Origin of the sequence: Acinetobacter sp. 243_ASPC (assembly GCF_001054715.1) — a bacterium.
In the GTDB taxonomy this organism is placed as follows: Bacteria; Pseudomonadota; Gammaproteobacteria; order Pseudomonadales; family Moraxellaceae; genus Acinetobacter; species Acinetobacter soli.
On record NZ_JVOR01000095.1, the window covers coordinates 112,592 to 127,573 of the forward strand.

Consider the following 14,982-nt stretch of genomic DNA (forward strand, 5'->3'; position numbering starts at 1 on the left):
ACTTTCTCTGTCTTAACGCGATAAACGGAATTCTGCTTTGCCGTTTACGGTATAAGGCGACAATGAAATTTGCTCTTGATTTAAACTCAACGACACAGCAGACGCATCATCAAGTCGAATCTGAAAAGGTGACTGGCCCGACAACTCCAGTGTGGATGCCTGACGACCTGTTGCAAGAACCTTACCGGTTGAATCTACAATATGAATAGAGGTTGGACGGGTAAAGTTCAAGACCAATTGGTCGCCCGATGCTGCCGAAGCATTTCCCATCGGTAAAATTTCAACGTTCGATGCCGCAGGCGCAGTAGCATCATTTTTCTTACTTGACCAGTTTTGAATGGCGGTAAAAATCAGTCCAAGAATAACCAGAACCAATACAATCAGCACACTACGTTTTAACCATTTACGATTACGCTCGCTGTTTGAACCCGGCAATTTACCCATGATCTTAATCGGCGAGTTGGTCAGCGCATGATTCGGCAATAAGCCCGTATCATTGGCATAGATTTCATCAAAACGTTGAATAATGATCGATGCATCCGCATTTAAATACTTTGCATACGAACGATAATAACCTTTGATAAACGTGGCCTCTGGTAGCACTTTATAATCATCGTTTTCAAGTGCCGTTAAGGTTTTTACCGGCATTTTCAGCGCGTCCGCAACGTGCTCGAGCTCCAGCTTTTTCGCAATACGGATTTGACGTAAATACTCACCGGGACGTTGTACATTTCCTAATGCAGAAGTGGGTAAACTTGAGCCAGTTGGCTGCTGTGAATTAGGATTTATTTCCATACGGCCTCAGTACTGTACTGTAATTGCATATAACGTTGATATTCTGGACTATCTGGGTAAAAAATACGAAGCTGATTTACCAATACTTGCACCCCAGTCCGGTCGGCATTCGCTCTCGCGACGCGAATTCCCACCCAAAGTGCACGAGCACTCTGATTTTTCTGCCCAACAGTTCGAACATATTGTTCATACATCTCTGTCGAGGCAGGAATTTTGTGTTGCAAATAATAAATTTCTGCTAACTCTAACATTGAAACAGTTGAATCACGGTTTGCCTGAAGTGCCTGTTTGAACATTTTTTCAGCATTCGAAACACCCCCCAGATGCAAATAAATCCGACCTAAATTTTCCAGTGCCAGATAGCGCTGGTCATATCCTAATGTACTACCGGCGCGTGTCAATTGTTGAATTGCATCATGATAACGTTTCATCTGATACAAATAAGCGCCATAGTTGTTTCTGGCCTGAGCATTCTCTGGATCCAGCGCTACAGCACGTGCAAAATATTCATCGGCTTTTTCAAGATTTGGGCGACTGCCCTCTTGCTGCAACAACACCCCCATCATCATGTTGGCATTGCTGTCTCTCGGTTCGACTTTGAGTGCATGATCTAGCGCACGCTTGGCCGCATCAAGATCACCTGTTTTGATATATTCGGCTGCAAGTTGAGTCCGGACTTTCGCGCCTTTTTGCGAATCTTTTTTTATTGAAGTCGTTTGGCATCCAGATAAAAGAAGCGCCGCCAGCATAGTGGCAGCGAATGACTTTCTAATTGTATAGGCCTTACTCAACTTACCACTCCCAATGCTTATCCTTGTGAGCGCATAATCTCTTGTCGCTGCGCAACTTTCTTTTTCCATTGTTCGGCGCGACGTGTACGGTCAGCTACCTGCCCGACTAACTGGCCACATGCCGCATCAATGTCATCACCACGTGTCTGTCGAATCGTACACACAAAACCGGCATCAGACAAAGCTTTTTGAAACGCCATAATACGATTACGGCTTGAGCGACCATACGGCGCGTGCGGAAACGGATTAAACGGAATTAAATTAATTTTACTTGGTAAATTTTTAAGCAGTTTAATCATCTGCTGTGCATGTTCAGGATGATCGTTTACGCCATCGAGCATCACATATTCGATGGTCACGTGCTTACGTGCACTTTCATTGCCATCTTTGGAAATATAACGCTGTGCTGCCGGAATAAGCTGTTCAAGCGGATATTTTTTGTTGATCGGCACCAACTCATCACGCAGTTCGTTATTTGGCGCATGTAAAGAAATCGCGAGGGCGACATCCAACTCTTCAGCCAACTTATCGATCATTGGCACGACACCCGACGTCGACAAAGTCACACGACGCTTCGACATACCGTAGGCAAAGTCATCTAACATGATCGACATCGAATGAACCACAGGCTTGAAGTTCAATAACGGCTCGCCCATGCCCATCATCACCACATTGGTCACCGAACGGGTACGTTCTGCGACGGGTACATCTTCAACATAAGACTGATTGGCCACCCAAAGCTGACCAATAATTTCATCAGGCGTTAAATCACGCTGAAAGCCTTGTTTACCCGTCGAACAAAACGAGCAATCCAATGCACAGCCCACTTGTGAAGAGATACATAGGGTTTTACGTGAACCGGTTTTATCTTCTGCCGGAATCAGAACGGTTTCGACCAGTGAGCCCTCACCATCCCCCACACGAAACACCCACTTACGCGTGCCGTCTTTAGAATAATGACGATGCACCACATGCGGCGCTTTGACTTCACACACTTGCTCAAGTTTGGCGCGCAGTTTGCCCGAAATATTAGTCATTTCGGCAAAATCGGTAACAAAATACTGATGAATCCATTTCATGATCTGACCGGCACGAAATTTCTTTTCGCCAATCTGTTCAAAAAATTGTTCGAGTTCTTTACGCGACATCCCTAAAAGGTTTAATTTCGGCTTCACGACGTCTTTGTCCACAGCCATTTGAGATGTAGATGAAGAATGCGGTGCGTCTGTATTTGGCACTGAAACGCCTACTGCAGATGTCATGAGATTACCTAAACCAAAATAGAGATGAAATTCGATTGTTTAAAAATAAAACAATCACTTCATGAGAGAATAAAAAAACCAGATAAGTATGATACCACTTATCTGGTTTAATTGCTTTTAATTAGCGAGTGCGCGGGAAGATTTCGTCCGCAGCAAAGAAGTACGCAATTTCGCGCTCAGCAGATGCAACTGAGTCAGAACCGTGCGCAGCATTTTCGTCAATGCTTGTTGCAAAGTCTGCACGAATTGTACCAGGAGCCGCTTCTTTCGGGTTAGTTGCACCCAAGATTTCACGGTGAGCAAGTACAGCGTTTTCGCCTTCAAGCGCAGAAACAACCACTGGACCAGAAGTCATGAACGCAACGAGGTCAGCAAAGAAACCGCGTTCTTTGTGCTCAGCGTAGAAGCCTTCAGCTTCAGCTTGAGTCAAGTGCTTGTATTTAACAGCAACTGGCTTCAAACCTGCTTTTTCGAAACGAGCGATGATTTCACCAATGTGATTTTTACCTACAGCATCTGGCTTGATAATAGACAGAGTACGTTCAATTGCCATGAGTGGCTCCTATACGCTTTAAACGTGAAAAAAATTTGCCGCATTATACCGATGTCCGGGCCAATAATCAGCTTCGAATCGGTAAAAGTTTGGTTTTTTCTGTGATTTTTATCGAACTTCGTCAATCCAGGCCATTTGGATGGCCTCTAACAGTCCTTCTGTCGATTTTTGCGGATCATCATTAAAATCGGGTAAGGCGCACACCCATGCGTGTAGGTCGGTAAAACGAATCCATTGCGGATCGACCTCTGGATGTGCTTCTGAAAGCTCAATGGCAATATCAATGGTGTCTGTCCAACGTAGGCCCATTCGAGGTTCCTGTCTGTTTAAGATGAAGTCTGGTTACTGTAGCAAATTTATAAAACAGAGAGAATCGTTTCTCAAAGCACAACGCCCAACATTGGCGCACAAAAAATAATCATGCCAGCGATTGATGCACCAATCAGTGCGCCGACCATCACATCACTTGGATAATGTAAACCCAAAATCATGCGAGATAACGCCACCAGCAAGGTAAACGGCAGCATGAGCGTTACGAGTACAGGCATAACATAACCCAAGCAGATGGTTGCCATGACCGCGTGTAAGGTATGCCCAGACGGAAAGCTGAAATGATCTAGCGGACGCTCTCCCAGCACAATCACTTGATGCACTTGGTAAGGGCGAGGCCGGGTCGTTTTATGCTTCAAAAATTTGTATAGCGCGGTTCCAATTGAGCTGCCCAGCACGAGGTACACGATTTGTATGCCATAAGGCAAACCTTTTGTTATCCAGACCATCGCCAGCATAGCATACCAAAACGAACCGTCACCCAAACGGCTGACCACTTTAAAAAATGTGGCAACACGCTGTGAGTGTGAAAAATGATTTAGATACACACATCCTCTTAAATCGAGGTCCAGTATTCTTATTTTTGCATTCTTAAAATTCATGGTGTGTTCTCCTCACGCTTAACGTTTAGAATGATGTCATGTAGGGCTCCTTGACCACCCGATATAAGGCTTGTTCCATTTGTTGTACGGGAAATTGCCAGCCATCTTGTTCTACGCGCTGCCGCGCGAGACGTCCCATTTGCCGTAGCATCATAGCAGCAGGCAGCTGACGCATGTTGTGAATAAACGTAGCAGGTTGCCCGACAGGGCTCAACCATCCTGTTACACCGTGTTGCACATATTGATGCGCACAGGCGTAATCGTAAGCCACGACAGGCAGACCACTGGCCATGGCTTCGAGCACCACATTACCAAAGGTTTCTACCTGACTTGCAAACACAAATACATCTGCGCTTGCATAAGCTTCTGCAAGATTCCTGCCACTTAAACTTCCCGTAAATATTACGTCACGATTTTGATCAAGTGCCTGCAATCGTGCTCGGTCTGGGCCATCCCCAACAATCACCAGTTTCTGGCGTACCCGCTCGGTACGCTGCATCGCCAGATAATTTTCAATCAGTAGGTCAATCTCTTTTTCAGGAGACAGACGCCCGACATAAAGCATCACGCATGTATCGGGTGCAGCCTGCCAAGATTGCCTTAAAGATTCGTTTCGATGGCTTGGTGAAAAAAAATCTGGATCAACCCCTCGCCCCACAATCGCTAGCGGGCAGGTTACACCAAATGCACGTAAGGCTTTCTCGGTGTCTTTACTGGGCACACAGGTCATTTGGGTATGATTATGAAACCAGCGTAAATAGCTTTGTATGGGTTTGAGTAAAAATGCCAAATCAAAAAAGCGGCTAAAATCCTGAAACGGCGAGTGAAACCCACTGGAAAGCGGGATTTTTCGGGCCTGCGCCGCATATAACGCACAGAGTCCTAATGGCCCTTCCGTTACAATATGCACCACATCAGGTGCAAAGCTTTCTAAAGCTTTAGATACTTTCAGATACTGTGGCCAGCCGAATTGCAGCTCTGGATATTTAGGAATTTTTTGTGCATGCACCAAACATTCACGATGCGGCGTAAATTCAGTACAAGCCCGTTTTTGTTGTGGTCGAATCAGTAGAATTTTATGACCTTGTGCCTGTAAGCCCTTGCAGAGCTGTAGCAAAGACATGGCCACCCCATTGATTTCTGGCGGCCACGTTTCGGTTACGATCGCAATTTTTAAACGTGGGCGAACCAGCTCATTCAGGCAATCCAGATCCCGTGAAAAAGGATTGAAACGACGTTTAAAATAAAATTTAAAACTTTCTGGAATCTGTTGTTGTTTTAGTAGCGTTGTAGCGGGAAAACCGTACATACAAGCGTCCATTGGCGTATTTATCATAGCTCAAAGTTTAAGCAGCCTCTTTGACACTTTCATGATCTTGATATGACAGTTTTCTGACAACCCTATAAAAAAACCTCCTCACCATCCTTATACATTGATCGCGAGAAGGTTTTTTAAAGCATGTTAAGGCTTATTTTCCTTGGAGCTTTGAGTAGTCTAGCAACACATTCATCGCCTCATTCACAAAAGCCTCTTCTTCAGGAAGCGGCGGACGCTGCGTAGCTTTCATTTTGGCACGCGATTCACTGAGCGCATCCAAAGAAGCCTGATAGGTTTCCCAATTAGCATAAGGCTTCAAACCTGTCGCCGCACGGCGTTTATTTTCCGCATCTAGGGTTTGCTTCTCTAATGCCAAAATTTCAGCCTTGCGTTGGTCGATATCGAGCACAGTACGTTTCTGATCTTTGGTTTCTTGTGCAATCGACTTACGTGTTTCCAAGTAGTTAAATTGCGGATCTTTCGAAACACGTTGCGTTGATAACTGCGCCAATTTAGTCACGTAAGGCTGAATTGAACCTTCACGTTTGAATGGTGCGGTTGGAATGGTATCCCACTTCAATGCATTTTTGGCTTTACGCTCACCAAACTCTTCATCGTAAATATCCACCAGCTTAATGTCTGGAATAACCCCTTTATTTTGGGTACTTCCACCGGTCACGCGGTAGAATTTACGCTGTGTCAAGGTCGCCTGACCGTAGGCCAGACTGTCTAACTGCACCTGTGCAGTTCCCTTACCCGTGGTAGTACTACCAATCACCACGCCACGCTCATAGTCTTGTATGGCCGCAGAGTAAATTTCACTCGCCGATGCAGACGCCAGATTCACCAAAATCGCCAGCGGACCTGCGTAGGTCTGTGCGCCACCGTCGTTGTCTTCAAAGACACTGACATTACCGTTACCATCTCGAATTTGAACCACAGGACCAGATTTAATCACTTGCCCAAGCATACGCGCCACTTCTTCAAGCGAACCACCTGGGTTATTACGTAAATCGATGATAATCCCTTCAACATTTTTGGCAGAAAGCGACTTCAAGGCATTGTTGGTATCCTCAGAGACCGAACGATACTCGGTACCGGCACGACGGGCGCGATAATTTAAGTAAAACGATGGAATTTCAATCACACCGAAGACATGCTTTTTACCGTCACGAGTCAGCTCTACAGTACGCGAACGCACACCGGCATCTTCTTCCTGAATGACATCACGTACCAAAGTCACACTGCGGGCCTGACTCATCTGCGCCCCCGGCCCCAACACACGAATCGTGACTTTGGTACCGCGTTTACCGCGAATCAGCCCTACAATTTCCGAACTTGGCCAGCCAATCACGTCGACCATCTTATCGCCATCTTGGGCCACCCCAATGATACGATCACCAGATTTAATTTGACCCGACTTACTTGCCGGACCACCTTCTACAATGGTTTCAATTTTGGTGTAATCTTCATTGCCACGTTCAGGACGAATCGACACCCCAATCCCTTCAAGCTGTAACGTTGTCTGGCGGTTGAGCTCAATGGCATCGATTGGCGGATAATAATTACTATGTGGATCATAGGTCGCCATCATCGCGTTGAGTGTCTTATCAAGCACGTCATCGCTTTTCACCCGCTTCAAACGTTCCAACTGACGTGTGTAACGTTTCACCAAGGTTTGAACAGGGGTTAAATCATCAGCACTGGCCAAGTCCTGCCCATTTGCAAGTGAAGGATTGTCTTTAAGTGCCTTTTGTTTGGCCAGATCCTCTTCTTTGCTGATGGTCATGTTGATCAACTGCGACACCAGCATTTTACGCCAGTAATCTTGCTGCTCGGCAGCCGTTTTAAAATATGGTGCTTTTTCGCGGTCTGTCTCGATATAGACATTTGGCTGTTTGAGATTTTGCGGCTTTTTCAGCTCATTAAGTACAAACTCGTAAAACGCTTTAAGATGTTCACGGTATTGCGCATGAATGGTAAACGGACCAGATAAATCGCCTGCTTTTAAGGCAGCACCGAAGGTCGGTCCGTATTTTTGCTTATATTGAGCCACTTCAGCAGCAAGAAAAATCGAATGATCCGGATCGAGGCTATCGAGATACATGTCTAAGATGCGGTTCGATGTGGTGGCATCCAGACGCATGTTGAGATAATGCTGACGATCCACCAGCGTTGCGAGTTGGCGCGACACCAGCGCTTGTTCTTTGGTAGGTTGAATCGACTGAGAAACAGAAACAGTATCGGTCGCGGCGATTGCCTCATTAATTGCATGGGAGAAGAAAAAACCGCCAGTTGCGAGCGCAACTGCACATGCGAGTACTTGAAGTTTCATAAATTCTTAATACGTCCTGAGCTTTCCATTATCAGGGTGGATTGCCTAGCCGTTGAAAATGCAATTCACCCCACACGCCGAGTCTTCGATCTTTATCGTCGATTCAACATCTTAATCAACTTAATTTGTGTACGTCGTGTAGTTTTATCATATTCTGTGCTGACAAAATGTAGCAAATCATTGCAAAATTCCGTTATCGTTCTTTAATTCACACCCCAAAACGGATTCTTATATGATTGGCGCATTGATGCTCGACATTGCTGGCACAGAGCTTACTCAAGAAGATATTGAACTCTTGCGCGCTCCGCAAGTCGGCGGCATGATTTTATTTTCAAGAAACATCGAATCACCCGCTCAAGTACGCGCCCTGACCGATCACATGCGTCAAATTCGTCCCGACATTTTAATTGCCGTGGATCAAGAAGGCGGACGTGTGCAACGCCTGAGAACCGGTTTTACCGCACTTCCTGCCATGGGTAAATTCGGTGAATATTATCTTGAGCAACCTGAGCAGGCAGTTGCTCTGGCCGAACAATGTGGCTGGCTAATGGCTACCGAAGTACTGGCTGTCGGAATCGACTTTAGTTTCGCGCCAGTACTTGATATCAATGCCATCAGTGATGTGATTGGCGATCGGAGCTTTGCCAACAATCCGCATGATATTACCGTGCTTGCCGCGGCCTTTATGCGTGGAATGAAACAAGCAGGCATGGCGACCACAGGAAAACATTTTCCGGGACACGGCTCGGTCAAAGCCGATTCGCATGTAGCCGCGGCGATTGACTCGCGTCACTACGATGAGATTTATCGGACCGACATGCAGACCTTTATTCAGTTGATGCCTCAACTGGATGCCCTGATGCCTGCACACGTGATTTATGATCAGGTCGATCCACATCCGGCTGGCTTCTCACCGTTTTGGATTCAACAGGTGCTGCGCAAGCAACTTGGTTTTGATGGCGTTTTGTTTTCAGATGACTTGACGATGCAAGCCGCTTGCGTGGCTGGTGGCGCAGATGCACGCTTAAAAGCGGCACTTGATGCAGGCTGTGATATGGGACTAGTCTGTAATGATCGCGCAGCAGCATGTTTGGCGCTGGATGCCATTTCCACTTATGCACTTCCTAATCAAGATCGTTTAAGCCGCATGCGTGGTCAATGCCCTGAACTGAAAATTTCAAGTGCATTATCGCTCGGAGAAACATGGCAAACGACTAAAAATGCTATTGAAGCGTTTAAAAATTCATTTTAACTTGCATAGAGTAGCAAGGATCTAATCTAAACCAGAAGCTGTACGCAGCTTCTGGTAAAACGCGAGAAGCAAAACACAACGATTAAAATAAAAATGAGTCAGGACGATATGAAGCCATCTCTTTCCAAACATCGACATATTTCGTTTACCGCACATTATACCGGTTACATTTGGTACAAAATGGGTATTTCACATCAGGTGTTTGCCACCCGTAAAGGTCGATCGCTGGTCTCTTTGGCGCACCCACTGGAAACTTGGGCAGAAAAATTTGTGGGCGGCAGCATGCGCAGCACACTCAAACAACGCCATCAAATGCTGGATCAGACACTTGAAGCGCTGATTGCACAACATCCAGACCTTCAAGTACTTGAAATTGCTTGTGGCCTATCACCGCGTGGCTGGCGGTTTAGGCAGCAATATCCGAATATTGAGTTTCGCGAACTGGATTTACCAGATATGGCAGCTGTCAAACAGGCAGCTCTTAAACAACTCGACCCAAATAGTCCGGATGTATTATCGGTGGATCTGTTTACACCTGATTTTGCAACAGTATTTGAACTTTTCGATCCTAAAAAACCGTTGGTGATTATCAGTGAAGGATTGATCAATTATTTTAGCAAAGCCCTGCTGGGCGAATTATTAGATGCACTCTCGACCCATGGTCATGAATTTAAACAATTACATTATTTGACCGACTGGTATCCCGAGCCTACACAAAACAAACTGGCTGCTGTAATTTGGCATAGCAGTAAGCTTCTTAAATGGGTGTCACGCAGTGCATTCAGTTTTCACTTCACTACACCGCAAGAAATTCAGCGCTTTTTTAATCAGCACGGATTTGCGCAGGTTCAAATTCTTCAACCTGCACAATTATCTCAATCATTTAATTCAGTGAATCCAGAACAACACGCACATTTAGGTGATTTGGTCTGGATGGTCCATGCACAACACTTGGCGCAATTCTAGACGACCGCTGCAAAGTGCTGCTGACATTGCTTTTGACGCTCGACATAACGCAATAAGCGATCGGCAAGCGTGAAACTACCATGTTTGAAGATCGCTCTAACTCCAGAGGCTTCAGCTTCAAAGATCAAACATTCAATCTGGAAGCCTCCTTCGTCATCATGTAAATGCAGTGCCAAATCACGAGGTGCATCATTGACTGCATTTAAATCCGTCAACTGCTCTAATCGAAAAAATACCCCAAAAAAACTCAGATCGACAATTTGCACATTAATCGAATGATCGTGTAATCGATGGGTCAGCTTCGTTTTAGACGGATTAACCTGAATGCGAATTTCACCGCGACGCTCCATCATCTGCATCTGATCGCGAGTCATCGGTAAAATTCCGTCTAACTGATGAATTGAACGACCACTTAAAAATGCCTCAAACAGACGCATGGTTTCCTTACGGCGCTGAAGCTGGGGAACATGATCGGCATTGGCAATAAGCGCAAATTGCATATTCGGACATTGCAGTGCAAAGTTGGCATTTTCATAAGGCAAGGTAAAACTATCGAACTGCCCTGCCGCGACCAGTGTTTCGCATGTTGGTACGGGTACATCGGTTAGACGTAGCAAACGCTCACAGTTGATTTGATAGCGTAGTCGTTCAGTGGCATTAAACTCTGACATTTGCTGAAAAAACAAACGTTTTGCTGTAGGTGACATTCGGGTCTGATCTAGCTTGGCATGATTGACCAAATATAAAATCACCGCCTGACCAAATTCAGACATACGGTCTTCTTGCATGAGTTTGAGCGACTCTTCCAAAATCATGCGCCAGCTTTTTCGCGTTTTTTGCATAACTCCCATCAGCACCAAGCGCTCGACCATATCGGGGCGTAAGTCTGCAAAGCAAGAAGCGATCACCGAGCCCAAAGACATTCCCATGACCGAAATTTTACTCAGTTGAACCTGTTCAAGCCACTGTACAAGAATTCGCGCCAGATCAGGCAGCTCCAAGGTTGCCGCCGATACACCGCTGTCACGGTTGGTAATTTGCTGATTTGCGCCCATCGATGGCAGATCGATTAAAATCACAGGGCCGCACTGGAATAACTGTTCGACACAATATTTATAGGAGTTAAAGTTTTGAAAGGCACCGCCAACAATTAAAATCGGCGTTTGATGCGCGGTTTCTGGTGTGGCAATCGCCATGTATTCGACTTTCCAGCCTGCGATCCAAGTTTCTCTTGCTGGCTGTTTAAAGCTATCTCGGTGGTATAAATCAAAAAAACCTGATGACATCCCTTCACGATGAACATCCTCATCCATGCGGATAATGGAATTCATGTTCTCCCTCCTGCTTGCATTGGATTTTTATTTCTACAAGCTATGTTCAACCATTCATTAAAATTTGAGTTTTACAGATAACGCTGTTATTTCACTAAAAAAAAGAGTTAAGTGACCGTGTTTTCATTCTATACAGATGCAGGATTTTTAAGCAATACATTTCACCGCCACTTATCCAGATTCATTTTCAAATAGATTACAAAATATATCGCGCGCTTTTTATGCACGCTTTTTGCATCGCAAGCATTCATTGTTTGTAAATTGCCTGTTACTATGGAAAGTCCAAGAATAATTCTTTGAAAGCGTATGCAAGATTCAATTGAACATTATATGCAGACAGTAGGTCAGCAGGCACGTCGTGCATCTCGACTGCTCTCAAGCGCATCTACGTCCGTCAAAAACCATGCACTGTCGTCGATTTATACAGCTTTGGCAGACCGTCAGAACGAGATTCTTGCGGCCAATGCCATTGATATGAAAAAAGGCCAAGAACAGCATCTTGACAGCGCATTACTGGATCGATTGGAACTTACCCCCACACGCTTTAAAGGAATGCTGCAAGGCTTAAACGATGTCATCGCATTGGTCGACCCCATTGGCGAAATTACCGATCTGGCCTATCGTCCATCTGGTATTCAAATTGGCAAGATGCGTGTTCCGCTTGGTGTAGTGGGCATGATTTATGAGTCTCGTCCTAACGTGACACTAGAAGCTGCTGCACTAGCCCTAAAATCGGGTAATGCGATTATTTTGCGTGGCGGCTCTGAGGCTTTTGAATCGAATAAAGCCATTGCAGCAGCCATCCAGCACGGTCTCAAACGTGCGGGCCTACCAGAAGCAGCCATTCAGGTGATTGAAACCACTGACCGCGCAGCCGTAGGTCAACTCATTACCATGTCTGAATATGTAGATGTGATTGTGCCACGTGGTGGAAAAAGCCTGATCGAACGCATCACCAACGAGGCCCGTATTCCAGTCATCAAGCATCTCGATGGCAATTGTCATGTGTTTGTGGATGTTGAAGCTGATTTGCATAAAGCCTTACCCATCGCACTCAATGCCAAAACACATCGTTATGGCGTATGTAATGCCATGGAAACCTTACTGGTTCATGAGGAAATTGCCGAAGAATTCTTGCCTGGCATTGCCGAACTATATGCAGAAAAACATGTCGAGCTGCGCGGCTGTCATGCAACGCGTAAAATCCTCGGTAGCGGTGTAAAAACAGCGACTGAAGAAGACTGGTATACCGAATATTTGGCCCCTATCTTGGCCATTAAAGTGGTTGCCAATATTGATGAAGCCATTGAACACATTAATAAATATGGCTCGCATCATACCGATGCCATCGTGACCGAAAATTACAGTAAAGTCCGTAAGTTTCTGGCCGAAGTCGATTCAAGCTCAGTGATGATCAATGCCTCTACACGCTTTGCCGACGGATTTGAATATGGTTTAGGTGCTGAAATTGGTATCTCGACAGATAAAATTCACGCACGTGGTCCGGTTGGTTTGGAAGGATTAACCTCACAAAAATGGATTGTGTTTGGCGATGGTCAAATTCGCCATTAAGCCTATAAACCATTTATAACTTTCAATCAAAGCGTCTGATCAATCTCAGGCGCTTTTATTTTTATCTTTAAATGTTTAAATAAAAAAACCAGCCCTCAGGCTGGTTTTTTATATTTAGTGCTTAGAAAATAAAGTCGGTATTTACAAACTTCGAGTAATGCTCAGACACCATAGAAGCCAACATGCCTTTATTGTCGTCGGTTTGTTTGGTTGCAATCATTGAGCGGATAGAGAAGGCACGCAAGGCATCATGCACAGACAAGGTTCCTTCCGCAGAATCTTTACGGCCGCCAAACGGGAATACATCCGGACCACGCTGACACTGGCTGTTAATATTGACACGGCAAACCTGATGCACCAATGGATCGACCAAATGACCAATCTGCTCAGGATCACTACCAAAAATACTCACCTGCTGACCGTGATCAGAAGTTGTGACATAGTCCAGTACTGTTTCAACATCATCATACACACAGATCGGCACAACTGGACCAAATTGCTCTTCACGATACAGTCGCATCTCTTCTGTCACTGGATACACCACGGCCGGATAGAACATGGTTTTACAGTGCTCGCCGCCCTCTGGATTGATTACCTTCGCCCCTTTGGCTTCAGCATCTTCGATCACTTCGGACATATAGGCTGTGCGATGCATACCTGGTAATGGCGTAATAAATACACCTGGTTCCCATGGCATACCGACTTTAAGCTTGCCTAGTTCAGCCGTTAAACGCTGTGCAAATTCATCGGCAATCGAGCGATGTACCATCAACATTTTAAGCGCCGTACAACGCTGACCATTAAACGACAATGCTCCGAGCAAGCACTCTTTCACTGTCAGGTCTAAATCTGCATCTGGCAAAATAATCGCTGCATTTTTGGCATCTAGTCCTAAAATTGAGCGTAGACGATGTGATTTTGGATGTTGTTTTTTCAAGTAATCTGCAACTTTACTCGAACCAATTAAAGCCAGCACATTGATTTTACCCGATGCCAGCAAATGAGGAACCACCAATGAGCCAGGCGCATAGATGGTATTGATCACGCCTTTCGGGAATGAATCACGAAATGCCTCTAACAGTGGTTCGAACAATAAAGTACCAAATTGAGGTGGCTTAAATACAATGGTGTTACCCATCAGCATAGCCGGAATCAAGGTTGCAAAGGTTTCATTGAGCGGATAGTTGTATGGTCCCATACACAACACAACACCCAATGGCGTACGACGGATCTGCCCGATGGTTCCTTCGGCCATCACAAAACGTGAGTTGGCGTTGTCCAGATCTTTTAAGGCATCAATGGTCTGACGCATGTAGGTCACAGTACGATCAAATTCTTTTTCAGAATCTGCCAAGCTTTTGCCAATCTCCCACATGATCAGCTTCACAATCAAGTCACGCTGTTTCACCATACGCTGAATGAAGTTTTGCATGCACACAATGCGCTCGGCCACTTTCATCATTGGCCATTCACCACGGCCATTGCTGTAAGCACGTACGGCTGCGTCTAGTGCTTCATCACTTTCTTTTTCACCCATTAACGGATAGCTACCTAGCTCAACTTGCTGTAGGCTGCCATCTGGCTGCTGTGTCCAGATCGGAGACAATGTGGTCTTGGTTGCTCCTGCCCATGTCTTGAGTTCACCATCGACCAGTGAAACACGTTGATGAATCTGAGGTAGACGCATATTTTCAGGAACGCCGTCTACTGTAGGGAACTTCTGCTGCAAATGATTTGATAAGCCCATTGTTGTTATCTCCAATTAATTATATGTCTAAACCTGATCAATAACGGTCAGATTTAGCTCCTGTAAATACCAGCATTGCAGCTGGTATGGATCTTGGCTTGTACCATAGGGGTCACAAGCCTTCGAGA

At 45.4% G+C, this 14,982-nt stretch carries 13 protein-coding genes; 3 read left to right on the top strand and 10 right to left on the bottom strand.

Features of this window, described 5'->3' with window-relative positions; translation table 11 throughout:
• Positions 1-12: 12 nt before the first annotated feature.
• The 8 genes from ADA42_RS12670 to ADA42_RS12705 form a co-directional block, all read right to left on the bottom strand.
• Complete coding sequence (locus ADA42_RS12670) at positions 13-795, bottom strand: helix-turn-helix domain-containing protein (protein ID WP_004932919.1); 783 nt, start codon at positions 793-795, stop codon at positions 13-15.
• Entirely contained in the window at positions 786-1,544 is a 759-nt protein-coding gene (pilW, locus tag ADA42_RS12675; protein WP_048765607.1) for a type IV pilus biogenesis/stability protein PilW, read from the bottom strand. The genes ADA42_RS12670 and pilW overlap by 10 nt, the downstream gene beginning before the upstream one ends.
• Before the next feature lie 59 nt (positions 1,545-1,603).
• Positions 1,604-2,848 carry a 23S rRNA (adenine(2503)-C(2))-methyltransferase RlmN gene (gene rlmN / locus ADA42_RS12680; protein WP_004932914.1) on the bottom strand — a complete coding sequence of 415 codons (1,245 nt, stop codon included), beginning with the start codon at positions 2,846-2,848 and terminating at the stop codon, positions 1,604-1,606.
• Between the two features lie 121 nt (positions 2,849-2,969).
• A complete protein-coding gene (ndk, locus tag ADA42_RS12685) occupies positions 2,970-3,401 on the bottom strand; it encodes a nucleoside-diphosphate kinase (RefSeq protein WP_004932912.1) in 432 nt (143 codons plus the stop codon).
• Positions 3,402-3,509: 108 nt separating this feature from the next.
• The gene (iscX, locus tag ADA42_RS12690; protein ID WP_004932909.1) at positions 3,510-3,710 is read right to left on the bottom strand and encodes a Fe-S cluster assembly protein IscX; all 201 of its coding nucleotides are present in this window, start codon (positions 3,708-3,710) and stop codon (positions 3,510-3,512) included.
• A gap of 71 nt (positions 3,711-3,781) precedes the next feature.
• Positions 3,782-4,333: a phosphatase PAP2 family protein gene (locus ADA42_RS12695; RefSeq protein WP_004943680.1), complete on the bottom strand. Its 552-nt coding sequence runs from the start codon at positions 4,331-4,333 to the stop codon at positions 3,782-3,784.
• Between the two features lie 25 nt (positions 4,334-4,358).
• Positions 4,359-5,642 carry a glycosyltransferase family 4 protein gene (locus tag ADA42_RS12700; RefSeq protein ID WP_048765609.1) on the bottom strand — a complete coding sequence of 428 codons (1,284 nt, stop codon included), beginning with the start codon at positions 5,640-5,642 and terminating at the stop codon, positions 4,359-4,361.
• A 160-nt stretch (positions 5,643-5,802) separates the two neighbouring features.
• A complete protein-coding gene (locus ADA42_RS12705; RefSeq protein WP_048765611.1) occupies positions 5,803-7,986 on the bottom strand; it encodes a carboxy terminal-processing peptidase in 2,184 nt (727 codons plus the stop codon).
• A 232-nt stretch (positions 7,987-8,218) separates the two neighbouring features.
• Here ADA42_RS12705 and nagZ point away from each other — a divergent pair, with 232 nt between their 5' ends.
• Positions 8,219-9,238 carry a beta-N-acetylhexosaminidase gene (nagZ, locus tag ADA42_RS12710; RefSeq protein WP_048765613.1) on the top strand — a complete coding sequence of 340 codons (1,020 nt, stop codon included), beginning with the start codon at positions 8,219-8,221 and terminating at the stop codon, positions 9,236-9,238.
• Between the two features lie 108 nt (positions 9,239-9,346).
• Positions 9,347-10,204, top strand: coding sequence for a class I SAM-dependent methyltransferase (locus ADA42_RS12715; RefSeq protein WP_048765616.1), 858 nt, complete (start codon positions 9,347-9,349; stop codon positions 10,202-10,204).
• Here the strand turns inward: ADA42_RS12715 and ADA42_RS12720 are convergent.
• Positions 10,201-11,535, bottom strand: a complete 1,335-nt coding sequence (locus tag ADA42_RS12720) for an alpha/beta fold hydrolase (RefSeq protein ID WP_048765618.1) — start codon at positions 11,533-11,535, stop codon at positions 10,201-10,203. The two genes, ADA42_RS12715 and ADA42_RS12720, sit on opposite strands and share 4 nt — an antisense overlap.
• 306 nt (positions 11,536-11,841) lie before the next feature.
• Here ADA42_RS12720 and ADA42_RS12725 point away from each other — a divergent pair, with 306 nt between their 5' ends.
• Complete coding sequence (locus ADA42_RS12725) at positions 11,842-13,107, top strand: glutamate-5-semialdehyde dehydrogenase (RefSeq protein WP_004932889.1); 1,266 nt, start codon at positions 11,842-11,844, stop codon at positions 13,105-13,107.
• Positions 13,108-13,228: 121 nt separating this feature from the next.
• Here ADA42_RS12725 and ADA42_RS12730 read toward each other — a convergent pair whose 3' ends face one another.
• Positions 13,229-14,854 (bottom strand): NADP-dependent glyceraldehyde-3-phosphate dehydrogenase, encoded by a 1,626-nt coding sequence (locus ADA42_RS12730; protein ID WP_048765621.1) that lies wholly within the window; start codon positions 14,852-14,854, stop codon positions 13,229-13,231.
• Positions 14,855-14,982: the final 128 nt, after the last annotated feature.

Bases quoted from the DNA above. Each gene is read 5' to 3' on its own strand.
- ADA42_RS12700 (WP_048765609.1), bottom strand. From the start codon at position 5,642: ATGTACGGTTTTCCCGCTACAACGCTACTAAAACAACAACAGATTCCA.
- ndk (WP_004932912.1), bottom strand. From the start codon at position 3,401: ATGGCAATTGAACGTACTCTGTCTATTATCAAGCCAGATGCTGTAGGT.
- iscX (WP_004932909.1), bottom strand. From the start codon at position 3,710: ATGGGCCTACGTTGGACAGACACCATTGATATTGCCATTGAGCTTTCA.
- ADA42_RS12695 (WP_004943680.1), bottom strand. From the start codon at position 4,333: ATGAATTTTAAGAATGCAAAAATAAGAATACTGGACCTCGATTTAAGA.
- ADA42_RS12715 (WP_048765616.1), top strand. From the start codon at position 9,347: ATGAAGCCATCTCTTTCCAAACATCGACATATTTCGTTTACCGCACAT.
- ADA42_RS12725 (WP_004932889.1), top strand. From the start codon at position 11,842: ATGCAAGATTCAATTGAACATTATATGCAGACAGTAGGTCAGCAGGCA.
- ADA42_RS12670 (WP_004932919.1), bottom strand. From the start codon at position 795: ATGGAAATAAATCCTAATTCACAGCAGCCAACTGGCTCAAGTTTACCC.
- ADA42_RS12720 (WP_048765618.1), bottom strand. From the start codon at position 11,535: ATGAATTCCATTATCCGCATGGATGAGGATGTTCATCGTGAAGGGATG.
- ADA42_RS12730 (WP_048765621.1), bottom strand. From the start codon at position 14,854: ATGGGCTTATCAAATCATTTGCAGCAGAAGTTCCCTACAGTAGACGGC.
- ADA42_RS12705 (WP_048765611.1), bottom strand. From the start codon at position 7,986: ATGAAACTTCAAGTACTCGCATGTGCAGTTGCGCTCGCAACTGGCGGT.
- nagZ (WP_048765613.1), top strand. From the start codon at position 8,219: ATGATTGGCGCATTGATGCTCGACATTGCTGGCACAGAGCTTACTCAA.
- pilW (WP_048765607.1), bottom strand. From the start codon at position 1,544: ATGCTGGCGGCGCTTCTTTTATCTGGATGCCAAACGACTTCAATAAAA.
- rlmN (WP_004932914.1), bottom strand. From the start codon at position 2,848: ATGACATCTGCAGTAGGCGTTTCAGTGCCAAATACAGACGCACCGCAT.